Source organism: Acrocarpospora catenulata, from assembly GCF_018476525.1.
In the GTDB taxonomy this organism is placed as follows: domain Bacteria; phylum Actinomycetota; class Actinomycetes; order Streptosporangiales; family Streptosporangiaceae; genus Acrocarpospora; species Acrocarpospora catenulata.
Genome location: NZ_JAHCST010000021.1, coordinates 81,061 through 94,407, shown reverse-complemented (window position 1 = coordinate 94,407; position 13,347 = coordinate 81,061). Strand labels below are relative to the sequence as shown.

The window sequence follows — 13,347 nt, the reverse complement described above, 5'->3', positions numbered from 1 at the left end:
GAGACTCCCAACGCGCCGGCAGCTCCTGTTATCGTTAACCCAGGAGCTCCTGGCAACCCCGGACAGACCTTGGCCGCCACCGCGCTGCCAACGGTCGATGACGCTGCGTTCACCGCCGCGGACGTGCTCTTCATGCAGGGGATGATCCCGCACCACGCCCAGGCGCTGCGGATGACCAACCTCGTCCCGTCCCGGAGCAAGAACCGGGACCTCACGTTGATCGCCCAGCGGATCCAGGCCTCCCAGGAGGACGAGATCAATCTGATGCGACGCTGGCTCAGCGACCGCGGCCAGACGGTTCCGGACGCGAACCACGATCACTCCGTCAAGGGCGGCGAACTCATGCCCGGAATGCTGACCGAGGAGCAGTTCGCCGAACTGAAGAACGCCACCGGCACGGACTTCGACCGGCTCTTCGTGCAGGACATGATCGCCCACCACATGGGCGCGCTGCAGATGGTCGAGAAACTCTTCAACAGCGACGGCGGCCAGGAAACGGAGATCTTCACCTACGCCTCCCACGTGGACGCCGACCAGCGCATCGAGATCAACCGCATGCAGCAACTCCTGACCCAACTGGGCGGCCCCACGACGAACTGACCCGCCACTCCCCCGCCCGGTCGAGACACGTTCGCCCGGGCGGGGGCTTCAGGCGCGTACACATCTTCGAGGACAGCGCGGCGCCGGTCGCAGAGATCGGCATGCCCGCTGGGTGGACAGCGTGACGAACGGGGTTCCGCGCCAGACCCGCAGTTGCTTGCGATAACGAAAGCTCGCTTATTGCATAAGCGAAAATCGCATGCTTCTATTTCGTTACGTCCGGCTTCGCTGTGACAACCACCCCCCAACCTGACAGAGGGTCCCATGAAGATCAGACGTTGGCTTGCCTCCCTCGTCGCCGCGACAACCGTGCTGGCAGGCGGCGCGATCCCCGCGACGGCCGCACCCGCCGGGCCACCCGCGCGGCCGCCCGCCGGGCCGCCACCGGACACGACCCTGGCCACCCACACCTACGCCTACGCGGACACCCCGGTGGGACAGCCGCTCAAAGGCTTCGCCCCCTACCTGTTCCCCGGCGACGACTACGGGACGAAGTACCCGGGCGGTCTCATGTGGAGCTACTTCGCGCTGAACGAGGTCATGAAGGACCCCGCCAACTGCAACACCTTCGACTGGACCATCTTCGACAAGGCGCTGGACGAGGCCGCCGTGTGGGGACGCCAGTCGGCTTTCCGCTTCTACGTCGAGTATCCGGGCGGCACCGCCTCCCACCCGGGCAACGGCATCCCGCCCTGCCTCAACGGCAAGATGACCACGCGGACCAACGGGTTCTGGGGCACGGTGAGCCCCGACTATGACGACCCCGACGTCATCGCCGCGTTCGTCAACTTCATCAACGCCTTCGCCGCCCGCTACGACAGGTCGGGACCGGGCGGTACCGCCGATCCCCGGATCGGGTTCATGTCCCTGGGCCTGGTCGGCCTGTGGGGTGAGTGGCACACCTGGCCGTACGACCGGGACACCGCCGACGGCTACCCGAACCTGATGCCCACCGACGCCACCATCCAGACGCTCATCAACGCCTACGACACGGCCTTCGACAACATCCAGCTCGAAGTCCGCTACCCGGGGCTGGCGGGAACCCGTACGGCGAACATCGGTTTCCACGACGACTCCTGGCCGTACAAGGAGTGGCGTGGCGGCCAGCTCAAGAGCATGACACTGCCGAAGTCCCTGAACGGCTGGGACGACGCGTTCACCCAGATCATGCTGGACAACGGCACGGAGAACCGCTGGACCACCCAGTCGATCGGCGGCGAGGCCCGCCCCGAGATCCAGGGCAGCCTGTACGCCAACTGGCCGGGCGGTGGGGGCCAGGTCGACGACGTGCTCGCCGCCACCGAGCTCACCCACATCAGCTGGATGATCAACCAGACGGGCGCGGGCGGCTACAGCGCCACCGACCCGAAGGTCGCCGCGGGCGTCCGGAAGATGGGCTACAACCTGCACATCCCGCAGGCCAACTTCAACGGCACCCTCGGCGGCACGTTCAAGGTCGGCGTGACCGTCCGGAACGACGGCGTGGCGCCCTTCTACTACCCGTGGAAGTTCGTGCTCGGGCTGCGCGACGCCGGCGGGACCGTGGTCAGGACGTGGGACACCGACTGGGACATCCGTACCGTCCAGCCGCTCAGGATCCGGGCCTTCCCCGACTGGAACGTGGGCGCGGACCCGACCTACCTCGACTACGGCCGCCCGGTGAACTTCTCGGCCACCCTCAACGCCTCCGGCGTGCCCGCCGGGACGTACCAACTGGTCCTGCGCGTCCGCAACCCGCTGGAGGCCATCACCAAGGACGTCCTGCGCAGCCGTCCCGCCGCCGTACGACTCACCGACTGGACCATCGACCGCTGGCGCCCCGCCTACCCACTCTCCTTCGCCAACGCCAACCAGGGCACCGACGGCTGGGTCAACCTGGGCTCAATCAGCACCAACGGCACCTCTCCATCACCGTCTCCATCACCGTCTCCATCACCGTCTCCCTCACCGTCGCCCTCGCCTTCACCCTCGCCTTCACCCTCGCCGTCTCCATCACCGTCACCGTCTCCCACTCCGACCGTGACCGGCCTGCTGCTGGACAACTTCGACGGCACACCCCCGTACCCGTCCAGCGCACAGAACGACCTGGGCAAATGGACCGGCGGCAACTGCTTCCTCGACGGCGGCGGATCCGGCGTCGTCACCGGTGGCGCGCTCAGCCTGCGCTACAACAACTGCGGCTGGTTCGGCAGCGACGTCGGCGTCGACCTGTCCTCCAAGACCTACCTGGTAATCCGCATCAAGGGCGCCTCCGGCGGCGAACAGACACACTTCAACCTCGGCCTGGGCGGAGCAACCAAGCTCTTCGCCGACTTCACCCTCGACGGCGGGGCACACCCGACAATCACCACCACCTACCAGGACATCAAGATCCCGATGGCCGCCAACGGAATCAACCGCAACTCCCCCAGCCAGCTCGCCATGGGCTTCTGGTACGGCGGAACCTCCACCATCACCATCGACGAGATCCGCTTCGAGTAGCCGTCCCGGCCGACGCCCTGGTGGCCCTCGTCCAGGGCGTCGGCTCCCCCACGATTCACGGAGAGCTCCATGTCGCATTCGCTCAGGAAGCCGTTGCTCGTGGTGCTGGCGGCATCCGCCTTGGTCATCGGCGGGGTGGTCACAACCGCCCAGGCGCAGACCCGTACCTACCAGGCCGACTTCGCGACCGTCATAGCCAACCCCGAACGCGGCTACCACAACCGCTACGAGATCATCAACGACCCCGCCGTCAACGACTACGCCAACGCCTCCTCGATCCCGGGCTTCAACCCCGACCTCCTGGACCGGACCTTCGCCCGCGCCAAGCAGCACGGCAACACCCTCATCCACAGCTACCTCCACCTGGACAAGTACGTGGCGTCCGACAACCTGCCGCAGGCGCTGCTGGACAACCTGACCAGCGGCCTCGCGGCGGTACGCCAGGCCGGTATGAAGATCGTGCTGCGCCCGGCCTACACCTGGGACGGCTGGGCCGCCGTCACCGAGGCCAAGGTGCTCCGCCACATCGAGCAGATCGGCGCGGTGATCTCGGCCAACGCCGACGTCGTGGCGCACCTGGAGACCGGGTACCTGGGCGCGTGGGGCGAGTGGCACACCGGGAACTACGCCGACCCCTTCGCCCAGGACCAGGCGGTCACCCGCTACCGGATCGTCAAGAAGATCCTCGACACCACGCCGGCCTCTATCCCGCTGGCGATGCGCTATCCGATCTTCATCAAGGAGATGGTGGACCCGCCCTCGTGCATCGTCCCGGAGGGCTGCGCCCTGACCCAGGCGCAGAAGGACCGGATCGGCTTCCACAACGACTGCTTCCTGGCCGACTACAACGACATGGGGACCTACGACAACAACTCCTGGATGGGTTGGTACAACATCGAGGTCAAGAAGCAGTGGATGTACGACCGGCAGACGTCGGCGGGCACCAACACGATCATGGGGGGTGAGACCTGCAACTCCGACGGTTACAACGACGCGGCGGGCGTGAACGTCCAGACCGAGATGTCCAAGCTGAACTTCACCGAGATCAACGAGGACTACGCCGCGGTCAACACCGACAAGTGGAAGGCCACCAACCTCGCCGCCGCCGGGAACGACCCCGCCGAGACCGCCTTCACCCGGATCAAGCGCAAGATGGGTTACCGGATCCGGTTGGTCGACGCGAGCTTCCCCGACTCGGTCCAGCCGGGCGGCCAGCTCGCCTTCTCGGCGAACCTGAGCAATGACGGCTGGGCGGGGCCGGTCAAACCACGCCCGGTGTTCCTCGTTCTCGACGACGGCACCCGCCGATTCGACATTCCGGTGCCCGGTCTGGATCCGCGCGCGTGGACGCCCGGGGTGCGTGCCGTACCGACCCAGACCGTCTCCGTGCCGTCGAACGTGCCGCCCGGCAGTTACCGGCTGGCGCTCTGGCTGCCCGACTCCGCCACCGGCCTGCGGTCACGCCCCGAGTACTCGATCCGGTTCGCCAACGCCGGCACCTGGTACGCGGCCACCGGGTACAACGTGCTGGCGAGCAACTTCACCGTCGGCCAGTGCGCACCGAACTGCCCGACCCCCTCGCCGTCTCCATCACCCTCACCGTCGCCCTCGCCTTCACCCTCGCCGTCTCCATCACCGTCACCGTCTCCCACTCCGACCGTGACCGGCCTGCTGCTGGACAACTTCGACGGCACACCCCCGTATCCGTCCAGCGCACAGAACGACCTGGGCAAATGGACCGGCGGCAACTGCTTCCTGGACGGCGGCGGATCCGGCGTCGTCACCAGCGGCGCACTCAGCCTGCGCTACAACAACTGCGGCTGGTTCGGCAGCGACGTCGGCGTCGACCTTTCAACCAAGACTTACCTGGTCATCCGCATCAAGGGCGCCTCCGGCGGCGAACAAACACACTTCAACCTCGGCCTCGGCGGAGCAACCAAGCTCTTCGCCGACTTCACCCTCGACGGCGGAACACACCCGGCCATCACCACCACCTACCAGGACATCAAGATCCCGATGGCCGCCAACGGAATCAACCGCAACTCCCCCAGCCAGCTCGCCATGGGCTTCTGGTACGGCGGAACCTCCACCATCACCATCGACGAGATCCGCTTCGAATAGCGGCCTGACTGCCACCGCCCTCGGTTTCGCTTATGAAGCCGGGGGCGGCGGCGTTTCTTGCTGGTGGGGGTGGATCACCGTCAACATCACCTTCGTTATGGTTTCGCAACTGGACCCCAAAGCCTTCCTATTGACAAGTAAACGAAATGTTTCGAAGATTGCGCCATGTCGAACACCTCAGAGCCGGTGCCGGCCGAGGTCCGCAGGGAGCGGATTCTCGCGATGGTGCTGGAACACGAGTTCGTCCGGGTCAGCGACCTGAGCACGATGTTCGGCATCTCGGACGTGACGGTCCGGGCCGACCTCGGGGCGCTGGAGGAGCGCAACGCCCTGCGCCGGGTCCGTGGCGGGGCGATGGCCGTCGGCAGGCGACCACGGGAGGAACCCTCCTTCGAGGAGGCGCTCAGCGCGTCCGCGATCGAGAAGACCCTGATCGGCGCGGCGGCCGCGGCGATGATCTCCGACGGCGAGAGCGTCATGCTCGACGTCGGCACCACCACCACGTTCATCGCCCGCGCCCTGGTGGCGCGCGACGACCTCCGCGACGTCGTGGTGTTCACCAACGGGCTCAACATCGCGCTGGAGCTGGAGGTGGCCATCCCCCGGATCACGGTCGTGCTCACCGGCGGGACGCTCCGCCCCCTCCAGCACTCGCTGGTCGATCCGATGGCCCAGCACGTCTTCGAGCGCGTCAACACCTGCACGGTGTTCCTGGGATGCAACGGCGTGCATCCGGTCGCCGGAATCACCAACATCAACCTTCCCGAGGCAGAAATGAAGAAGCGGATGTTGCGGGCCACCGCCCGTCGCGTCGTGGTCGCCGACGGCTCCAAGATCGGCCAGATCCAGCTGGCCGCCGTCGCGCCCATCTCCGGCGTGGACCTGCTCATCACCGGTCCTTCGGCGGACGCCAGGACCCTGGATCTCCTCCGCGACCAGGGCCTGCGGGTCGAGGTGGTCGGATCATGACCACCGTCGCCGCTCCGCCGCGCCGCCCCAGAGCCGCGCAGCCCTCGAGGCGGAACCGCTTGCGCTCCGGCGACGCGCCGGTGGCCTGGCTGTTCCTGCTTCCCGCGCTGGCCGGCTTCGTGATCTTCTACCTGGTGCCCACGGTGCGCGGGTTCTGGATCAGTCTCACCGACTGGAACCTGCTGTCCGACCCGGAGTTCGTCGGCCTGGACAACTACCGGGAGATGCTCCAGGACGACAAGTTCTGGAACGCCCTGCGGATCACCGCCGAGTACGTCGTGATCAACATCGGCAGCCAGACGGTCCTGGCCCTCGCCATCGCGGTGCTGATGGACCGCCTGACCCGATCGGTCCTGGTCAGGGCGCTGATCGTGGTGCCCTGGCTGGTGCCCAACGTCACGGTGGCCGTCGTGACGCTGTTCATGCTCGACCGCAACGTGGGCTTCGTGAACCACGTCCTGGACCTGTTCGGCCTGGACCCGCAGGCGTTCTACGGCAACTCCGACCAGGCGATCCCGACGATCGCCCTGGTCAACACCTGGCGCAACATGGGCTACACGGCCCTGCTGTTCTTCGCCGGCATCCAGATGATCCCGCGCAGCCTCTACGAGGCGGCGGCCATCGACGGAGCGGGCGAGTGGACGCTGTTCCGCCGGGTCACTCTGCCGCTGCTGCGGCCGGTCATGGTGCTCGTGCTGGTCGTCTCGATCATCGGATCGTTCCAGATCTTCGACACCGTGGCCGTGACGACCAAGGGCGGGCCCGCCGATGCGACGAGGGTCATCTACTACTACATCTACCAAAAGGCCTTCAACGAGTTCCATATGGGCTACGCGGCCGCGATGGCGGTGGCGCTGTTCCTGATCCTCATCGTGCTCACCCTGGCCCAGATGCGCATGCTCCGCGCCGCCGACTCCGATCTCCGTTAAAGGGACTGCTGACATGGCTGTTCGATCCCTCACCGCGGGCGCCACTGGAGCGGCCCACCAGCGCTCGCCGCGCCGGCGCCGCAGGAGTCCCGGCCGGGTGCTCGCCTGGATCCTGCTGGCGATCCTGCTGGTCGTCACGCTCTACCCGTTCGTCTGGATGGTGCGCACCGCCTTCACCGGGAACCACGAGATCTTCGACGGCGACTACTCGCTCGTTCCGGCCGACCCGACGCTGATCAACTTCAGGCGGGTCCTCGGGCAGACGAGCGTGGCGGAGGCGATCGCCGCCGGCGGCAGCGGCGCCGAGCTGAACTTCTGGCTCTACCTGCGCAACTCCCTCGTTTTCACCGCGGTCGTGGTGATCGGCCAGGTGGGGTTCAGCGCCACCGCCGCGTACGCCTTCGCCCGGCTGCGGTTCAAGGGCCGGGACACGCTGTTCGCGGTGTTCCTCGCGGGCCTCATGGTTCCGCCGATCTTCACCGTGCTGCCCAACTTCGCCCTGGTCAGGAGCTTGGGCTGGCTCAACACGTTCCAGGGGACGCTCGCGCCGTACCTGCTCATGACCCCGTTCGCGATCTTCTTCCTGCGGCAGTTCTTCCTCGGCATCTCACCTGAGATCGAGGACGCCGCCACGATCGACGGCGCCGGGAAGGTCACCGTCTTCTGGCGGATCATCCTGCCGATGAGCGGCCCGCCGTTGAGCACCCTGGCCCTGATCACCGCGGTGTTCGCCTGGAACGAGTACCTGTGGCCGCAGTTGGTCGGCAAGGACGACGGGGTGCGGCTGCTCAACGTGGCGCTCGGCGTCTTCCGCCAGGCCTCGCCGACCTCCTCCCCCGACTGGGCCGGGCTGATGGCCGCGGCGACGCTTCAGGTCATCCCGGTCTTCCTGCTGCTTCTCCTCTTCGGTCGCAAACTCGTGAACTCGCTCGGGTTCACCGGAATCAAGTAACCCCGCCGGCGGATCCCCCAACCGGCGCGCCTGTCCGGCGTGCGGGGATCCCGCCAACCCCCCGAAAAAAGGAACGATCATGAATCGTAAGCTCGGTGCGCTCCTCGCCCTGGCCGTGACGCTCACCGCCTGTGGCACCACCAACGAGCCGACCGGCGATTCCGGCCAGGCCGCGGAGAAGGTCACGCTCACCTACAGTCTCTGGGACCCTAACCAGCTCCCCGCGTACCAGGAGTGCGCGAACGCGTTCACCGCCAGCACCGGCATCCAGGTGAAAATCACCCAGCAGGGCTGGGAGGACTACTGGAACGGCCTGACCACCTCGCTGGTCTCCGGCACCGCCCCCGACGTGATCACCAACCACGTCGCGTACTACCCCGAGCTCGCCGCCAACAACCAGCTGCTCGACATCCAGCCGTACGTGGACAAGGACAAGGTCGACCTGTCCCAGTACACCGGCGACCTGGCGTCCCTGTGGGTCAAGGACGGCAAGCGGTACGGCCTGCCGCAGGACTGGGACACCATCGCCCTCGTCTACAACGTCAAGGACATCACGGACGCGGGTGTCGACCCGGCCGGCCTCGACGACCTGACCTGGAACCCGGCCGACGGTGGCACCTTCGGCGCGCTGGTCAGGAAGCTCACCGTGGACGAGAACGGCAAGCGCGGCGACGAACCCGGCTTCGACAAGACCAAGGTCAAGATCTACGGCTGGGGCCTGGAGCAGGGCGGCGGCGTCGTGGGTCAGACGCAGTGGTCCTGGATGCCGCTGTCGATGGGCTTCCAGTACCTCGACAAGAACCCGTTCGGCACCGACTACAAGCTCGACGACCCCCGCCTGGCGCAGGCGCTCACCTGGTGGCAGGACCAGATGAAGGCGGGCTACGTCATGCCCCGGGAGGAGGCGGGCAAGCTCGGCCTGGAGCCGATGATGCAGACCAACAAGGCCGCGCTCGTCCCGGACGGCTCCTGGCGGATCAACACCTGGGCGCAGAGCACCCAGCAGAAGTTCGCCTTCGCCCCGCTGCCGCAGGGTCCCGAAGGGCGTAAGACGATCATCAACGGCCTCGCGCCGTCCATCACCGCCGGCACCAAGCACCCCGACCAGGCGTGGGAGTGGGTCAAGTTCCTCGGCTCCAGCGCCTGCCAGGACCTGGTGGCGAAGAAGGCCGTGGTGTTCCCGGCGATCAAGACGGCCGCCGCGACGGCCCTGGAGGCGCACAAGTCCAAGGGCGTGGACGTCTCGGCCTTCACCGAGATCGCCGCCAACCCGGCGAACCTGGCGTACTACCCGATCACCGGCAGCGCCAACGAGATCAACACCAACGCCCAGGCGGTGATCGACGAGATCCAGGAATTCAAGGTCGTCCCCGCCGACGCGCTCAAGCAGCTCGACGAGCGCGTCGCCTCGATCCTCAAGTAACCCCGCGATCCACCACGAACCTCGGCCCGGTACGGCTCGCGCGAGCCGTACCGGCCCATCCTGAGAAGGACGGCAATGGAGACCATTCTGCAGCTCGGGGGCCATCGTCTGCCCGCTCGCCTGCCCGGCGAGCCGCGAGCGGCCGGCGACGGGCTGATCATCCCTGCGGGTGACATCCAGATCCTGCATCCCTTCGGCGAGACCACCTTCTACCGGCACGGCTGGAACTCCTACAGCCCGACGTCGTGGTGGCCGCTGGGCGGCGACCCGCTGCGCATCCCGGCGGAGTCGCGCCGCCTGACGGCCGACGACATCGACAACGACAGCCCGTGGCGGCACGGCGGCAGCGCGGTCGGCGCGCTGGACGGACCGGACGGGAACATCCTCCTGCTGGGCGGCCTCGGCCTCGACGTGCCGCGGGTCGAGGCCGACGGGCGCGTGCTGGCCGGTCACTTCGAGGCGGCGGGCGCGGACTGGTTCCTCGCCTACGGCCGGGAGGAGGAGGTGTTCGCGCAGTACGCCGCCCTTCTCGGGGAGCGCCTCGGCCGCCGGACCACGACGGCGGGGAACGTGTGGTGCAGCTGGTACTCCTTCTTCGAGGACATCACCGAGCCGCTCATCCACAAGGTCCTGGACGACCTGCGGGGATACCCGTTCGACGTGGTCCAGCTCGACGACGGCTGGCAGCGGTGCGTCGGCGACTGGGCGGCCAATGCCGACTTCCCGTCCGGCATGGCCGACCTGGCCTCCCGCATCCAGGAGCGCGGCTTCACCCCGGGCCTGTGGCTGGCGCCGTTCATCGCGCCCGCCCAGTCCCAGATCTACCGGACCCGGCCCCACCTGTTCCTCCACGACGAGCACGGGCAGCCCAAACCGGCCGGGTTCAACTGGGGCGACTACTACTTCACGTTGGACACGACCCTGCCGGAGACCCGCGACCACCTGACGGAGACCTTCCAGCAGGCGCGCGACTGGGGCTACCGCTATCTCAAGCTCGACTTCATGTACGCCGGGGCGCTGTCGGGGGCGCGCCACCAGGACATCCCCCGCGAGGAGGCCTACCGCGACGCCGTCCGCCTGATCCGCGAGGTCGCCGGGGAGGACACCTACCTGCTCGGCAGTGGCGTCCCGATCATCCCGTCGATCGGTGTCTTCGACGGCATCCGGGTCAGCCCGGACGTGGCGCCGTACTGGGACAACAGCGAGCGCTCCACGGACTACTCGGGGGCGGGCGCCCGCAACGCGGTCATCGCCTCGCTCCACCGGCTGTGGCTGCGCCCCCTGCTGGAGGTGGACCCCGACCCGGTGTTCTTCCGTACCCGCTACAACCTGCTGGACGGCGAGACCAAGCGGCTGCTCACCGACCTCGCCCACATCTGCGGCTTCCGCGCCGTCTCCGACCCGGTCGAGTGGCTCGACGACCCCGAACGCCGGGCCCTGGCCGCTTTCCTGACCGACCGTCCAGAGGTCCGCCGCGTCGGCCGCTACCGTTTCACCGTCGACGGGAGAGAGGTCGATTTCACCCCTTACGTCAACCCGGACGGGCGCATCTCGGATCGGTTACTGGTGAAGTGAGGTGAGCCCGTGCCCCTTTCCGAGGGGTAAACTCCTGTCTCCAGGAGGTTTCGGATGGCAAAGGTCGTCATCACCGGGGCCGGGAACGTCGAGCTCACCCGCAAGATCCTTTCGGATCTCTTCTCCAGCGCCGAGCTCGGCGGCACGCTTCACGTCGCGCTGCACGACGTGGACCCCGGGCGGCTGGCCACGGCCCAGGCGCTCGCCCGGCGGCTGGACTCCGAGACGGGCGCGGGGGCCACCATCGACGCGGGCCGGGACCGGCGGCCGCTGCTCGACGGCGCGGACTTCGTCATCTGCCAGTTCGACGTCGGCGGCTACGACGCGGTGCTGCGCGACTTCGAGATCCCCCGCCGGTACGGCCTGCGCCAGACCCTCGGGGACACCATCGGCGTCGGCGGCGTCTTCCGCGCCCTGCGGACCATCCCCGTGCTCCTCGGCCTGGCCGGGGACATGACCGAGCTGTGCCCGGACGCCTGGCTGCTGACCTACACCGATCCGATGGCCACGCTGTGCTGGGCGCTCCGGGAGGGCACGCCGCTCCGCAACGTCGCCGGGCTGTGCTACTCGGTCCGGGACACCCACGCCCTCCTGGCCGACCTGGTCGGACGCGAACTGGAGGAGATCACCTTCCGCACGGCCGGGGTGAACCACCAGGCCTTCGTGCTGCGTTTCGAAAGCGAAGGTCACTCGCTCTACCCCGAGCTGGACCAGCTCATGGCGAGCGACCAGGAGCTGCGCGGCCACGTCCGCAGCGAGATCTACCGCCGTTTCGGCTACTTCCCCACCGAGTCGAGCGAGCACGCCGCGGAGTACGTGCCGTGGTTCCTCCCGCACGAGAAGGAGGTCGCGCGGCTCGGCCTGCCGCTGGAGGAGGCCCTGCGGCGCAGCGCACGCAAGCTCGACGCCTACGAGCGGCTGCGCGGCTCGCTGGCCTCCGGCAAGCCGCTGCTGGCCAGGTGGAAGCATTTCGAGATGGCCTCCGAGGTGATCCACTCCATGCTCACCGGGACGCCGCGCGAGGTCTATCTGACGCTGCCGAACGCCGGGCTCGTCGACAACCTGCCCGCGCAGGCGTGCGTGGAGGTCCCGGCCCTCGTCGACGGCTCCGGGATCCACCCGCAGGTGATCGGATCGTTGCCCGTCCAGCTCGCCGCGTTGAACCGTACCTTCCTCAATGTGGTAGAGCTGACGGTGACCGCGGCCCTTCAGGAACGACGATCGGCGGTGTATCAGGCGGCCATGCTTGATCCCAACACCTCGGCCACCCTGCCTCTGGCGGCCATCGAGGAACTCTGCGACGAGCTCATCGACGCGCACGAGGCGCTGCTGCCCGCGGGCATCGTGCGGGGCGGGCGCGCCGTACCGGGCGAGGCCTGCTGATGACGGATGCGGCGGCGGCGCCGGACATCGCCGCGGATGTCCGGCGCGAGCGCATCGTCTCCATGGTCCTGGAGCACGAGTTCGTCCGGGTCACGGATCTGGCCGAGATCTTCGGGGTCACCAGCGTCACCATCCGCGCCGACCTGGAACTGCTCGACAAGCAGGGGGCCATCCGCCGCGTCCGCGGCGGCGCGATCCCGGTCAAGCCGTCCCGGGCGGTGGAGCCGTCCTTCGAGGTCTCCCTCGGCAGCGCGGCCGTGGAGAAGACCCGGCTGGCCCGGCACGCGGCCGGCCTGGTGGCCAGCGGCGAGAGCCTGGTCATCGACGCCGGCACCACGACGACCTTCCTCGCCCGCGCCCTGGTCACCCGCGCCGACCTGGCCGACGTCGTCGTCTTCACCAACAGCCTCCGGGTGGCCGTCGAGCTGGAGCCCGCGATCCCCCGCATCACGGTGCTGGTCACCGGTGGAACGTTGCGACCGGTCACCCACGCGCTGGTGGATCCGCTCGGCGCCCTGATGCTGGAACGGATCCACGCCGACACGCTCTTCCTGAGCTGCCACGGTGTCCACCTGGATTCCGGCGTCACCGGGGTCAACCTGCTCGAAGCCGAGATGAAGCGCAAGATGCTCGGCGCGTCACGGCGGCACATCGTGCTCGCCGACTCCTCGAAACTGGGCCGGACCGGGCTGGCGCCCGTCTGCACCCTCTCCGAGGTGGACCTCCTGATCACCGGCAAGGAGGCCGACCCGAAACTCGTCACCGCCCTGCGCGAGGACGGGACACCGGTGGATCTCGCGGAGTAGCCGCCTTCGTTAACGAAGAATCACGGTTTCGTCTTGGAGACTGCCCAGGTCAGCGAGGTTCGACGACCGGGCGACCACGCCCGCCAAGCCGCCCTCGCCTTGCTGTCC

Annotated in this window: 10 protein-coding genes; all 10 read left to right on the top strand. The window is 68.0% G+C overall.

Annotated elements, in window-relative coordinates:
• The first annotated feature begins 69 nt into the window (after positions 1-69).
• Positions 70-600 (top strand): DUF305 domain-containing protein, encoded by a 531-nt coding sequence (locus KIP79_RS22595; RefSeq protein WP_214106888.1) that lies wholly within the window; start codon positions 70-72, stop codon positions 598-600.
• 264 nt (positions 601-864) lie between these two features.
• On the top strand, positions 865-3,081 hold the full coding sequence (locus tag KIP79_RS48995; RefSeq protein WP_214106887.1) for a DUF4832 domain-containing protein: 2,217 nt from the start codon (positions 865-867) through the stop codon (positions 3,079-3,081).
• Between the two features lie 69 nt (positions 3,082-3,150).
• Positions 3,151-5,202, top strand: a complete 2,052-nt coding sequence (locus KIP79_RS22585) for a DUF4832 domain-containing protein (protein WP_214106886.1) — start codon at positions 3,151-3,153, stop codon at positions 5,200-5,202.
• A 165-nt stretch (positions 5,203-5,367) separates the two neighbouring features.
• Positions 5,368-6,171 carry a DeoR/GlpR family DNA-binding transcription regulator gene (locus tag KIP79_RS22580; RefSeq protein WP_214106885.1) on the top strand — a complete coding sequence of 268 codons (804 nt, stop codon included), beginning with the start codon at positions 5,368-5,370 and terminating at the stop codon, positions 6,169-6,171.
• Positions 6,168-7,100 (top strand): carbohydrate ABC transporter permease, encoded by a 933-nt coding sequence (locus KIP79_RS22575; protein ID WP_214106884.1) that lies wholly within the window; start codon positions 6,168-6,170, stop codon positions 7,098-7,100. The genes KIP79_RS22580 and KIP79_RS22575 overlap by 4 nt, the downstream gene beginning before the upstream one ends.
• Positions 7,101-7,113: 13 nt before the next feature.
• Complete coding sequence (locus KIP79_RS22570; protein ID WP_214106883.1) at positions 7,114-8,052, top strand: carbohydrate ABC transporter permease; 939 nt, start codon at positions 7,114-7,116, stop codon at positions 8,050-8,052.
• 79 nt (positions 8,053-8,131) lie between these two features.
• A complete protein-coding gene (locus KIP79_RS22565) occupies positions 8,132-9,475 on the top strand; it encodes an ABC transporter substrate-binding protein (protein ID WP_214106882.1) in 1,344 nt (447 codons plus the stop codon).
• A gap of 75 nt (positions 9,476-9,550) precedes the next feature.
• On the top strand, positions 9,551-11,050 hold the full coding sequence (locus KIP79_RS22560; protein ID WP_214106881.1) for a glycoside hydrolase family 36 protein: 1,500 nt from the start codon (positions 9,551-9,553) through the stop codon (positions 11,048-11,050).
• A gap of 54 nt (positions 11,051-11,104) precedes the next feature.
• Positions 11,105-12,433: an alpha-galactosidase gene (melA, locus tag KIP79_RS22555; RefSeq protein ID WP_214106880.1), complete on the top strand. Its 1,329-nt coding sequence runs from the start codon at positions 11,105-11,107 to the stop codon at positions 12,431-12,433.
• The gene (locus tag KIP79_RS22550) at positions 12,433-13,239 is read left to right on the top strand and encodes a DeoR/GlpR family DNA-binding transcription regulator (protein ID WP_214106879.1); all 807 of its coding nucleotides are present in this window, start codon (positions 12,433-12,435) and stop codon (positions 13,237-13,239) included. The genes melA and KIP79_RS22550 overlap by 1 nt, the downstream gene beginning before the upstream one ends.
• The last annotated feature ends 108 nt before the right edge of the window (positions 13,240-13,347 follow it).

Bases quoted from the DNA above. Each gene is read 5' to 3' on its own strand.
- KIP79_RS22550 (WP_214106879.1), top strand. From the start codon at position 12,433: ATGACGGATGCGGCGGCGGCGCCGGACATCGCCGCGGATGTCCGGCGC.
- KIP79_RS22585 (WP_214106886.1), top strand. From the start codon at position 3,151: ATGTCGCATTCGCTCAGGAAGCCGTTGCTCGTGGTGCTGGCGGCATCC.
- KIP79_RS22565 (WP_214106882.1), top strand. From the start codon at position 8,132: ATGAATCGTAAGCTCGGTGCGCTCCTCGCCCTGGCCGTGACGCTCACC.
- KIP79_RS22560 (WP_214106881.1), top strand. From the start codon at position 9,551: ATGGAGACCATTCTGCAGCTCGGGGGCCATCGTCTGCCCGCTCGCCTG.
- KIP79_RS48995 (WP_214106887.1), top strand. From the start codon at position 865: ATGAAGATCAGACGTTGGCTTGCCTCCCTCGTCGCCGCGACAACCGTG.
- KIP79_RS22580 (WP_214106885.1), top strand. From the start codon at position 5,368: ATGTCGAACACCTCAGAGCCGGTGCCGGCCGAGGTCCGCAGGGAGCGG.
- KIP79_RS22575 (WP_214106884.1), top strand. From the start codon at position 6,168: ATGACCACCGTCGCCGCTCCGCCGCGCCGCCCCAGAGCCGCGCAGCCC.
- melA (WP_214106880.1), top strand. From the start codon at position 11,105: ATGGCAAAGGTCGTCATCACCGGGGCCGGGAACGTCGAGCTCACCCGC.
- KIP79_RS22570 (WP_214106883.1), top strand. From the start codon at position 7,114: ATGGCTGTTCGATCCCTCACCGCGGGCGCCACTGGAGCGGCCCACCAG.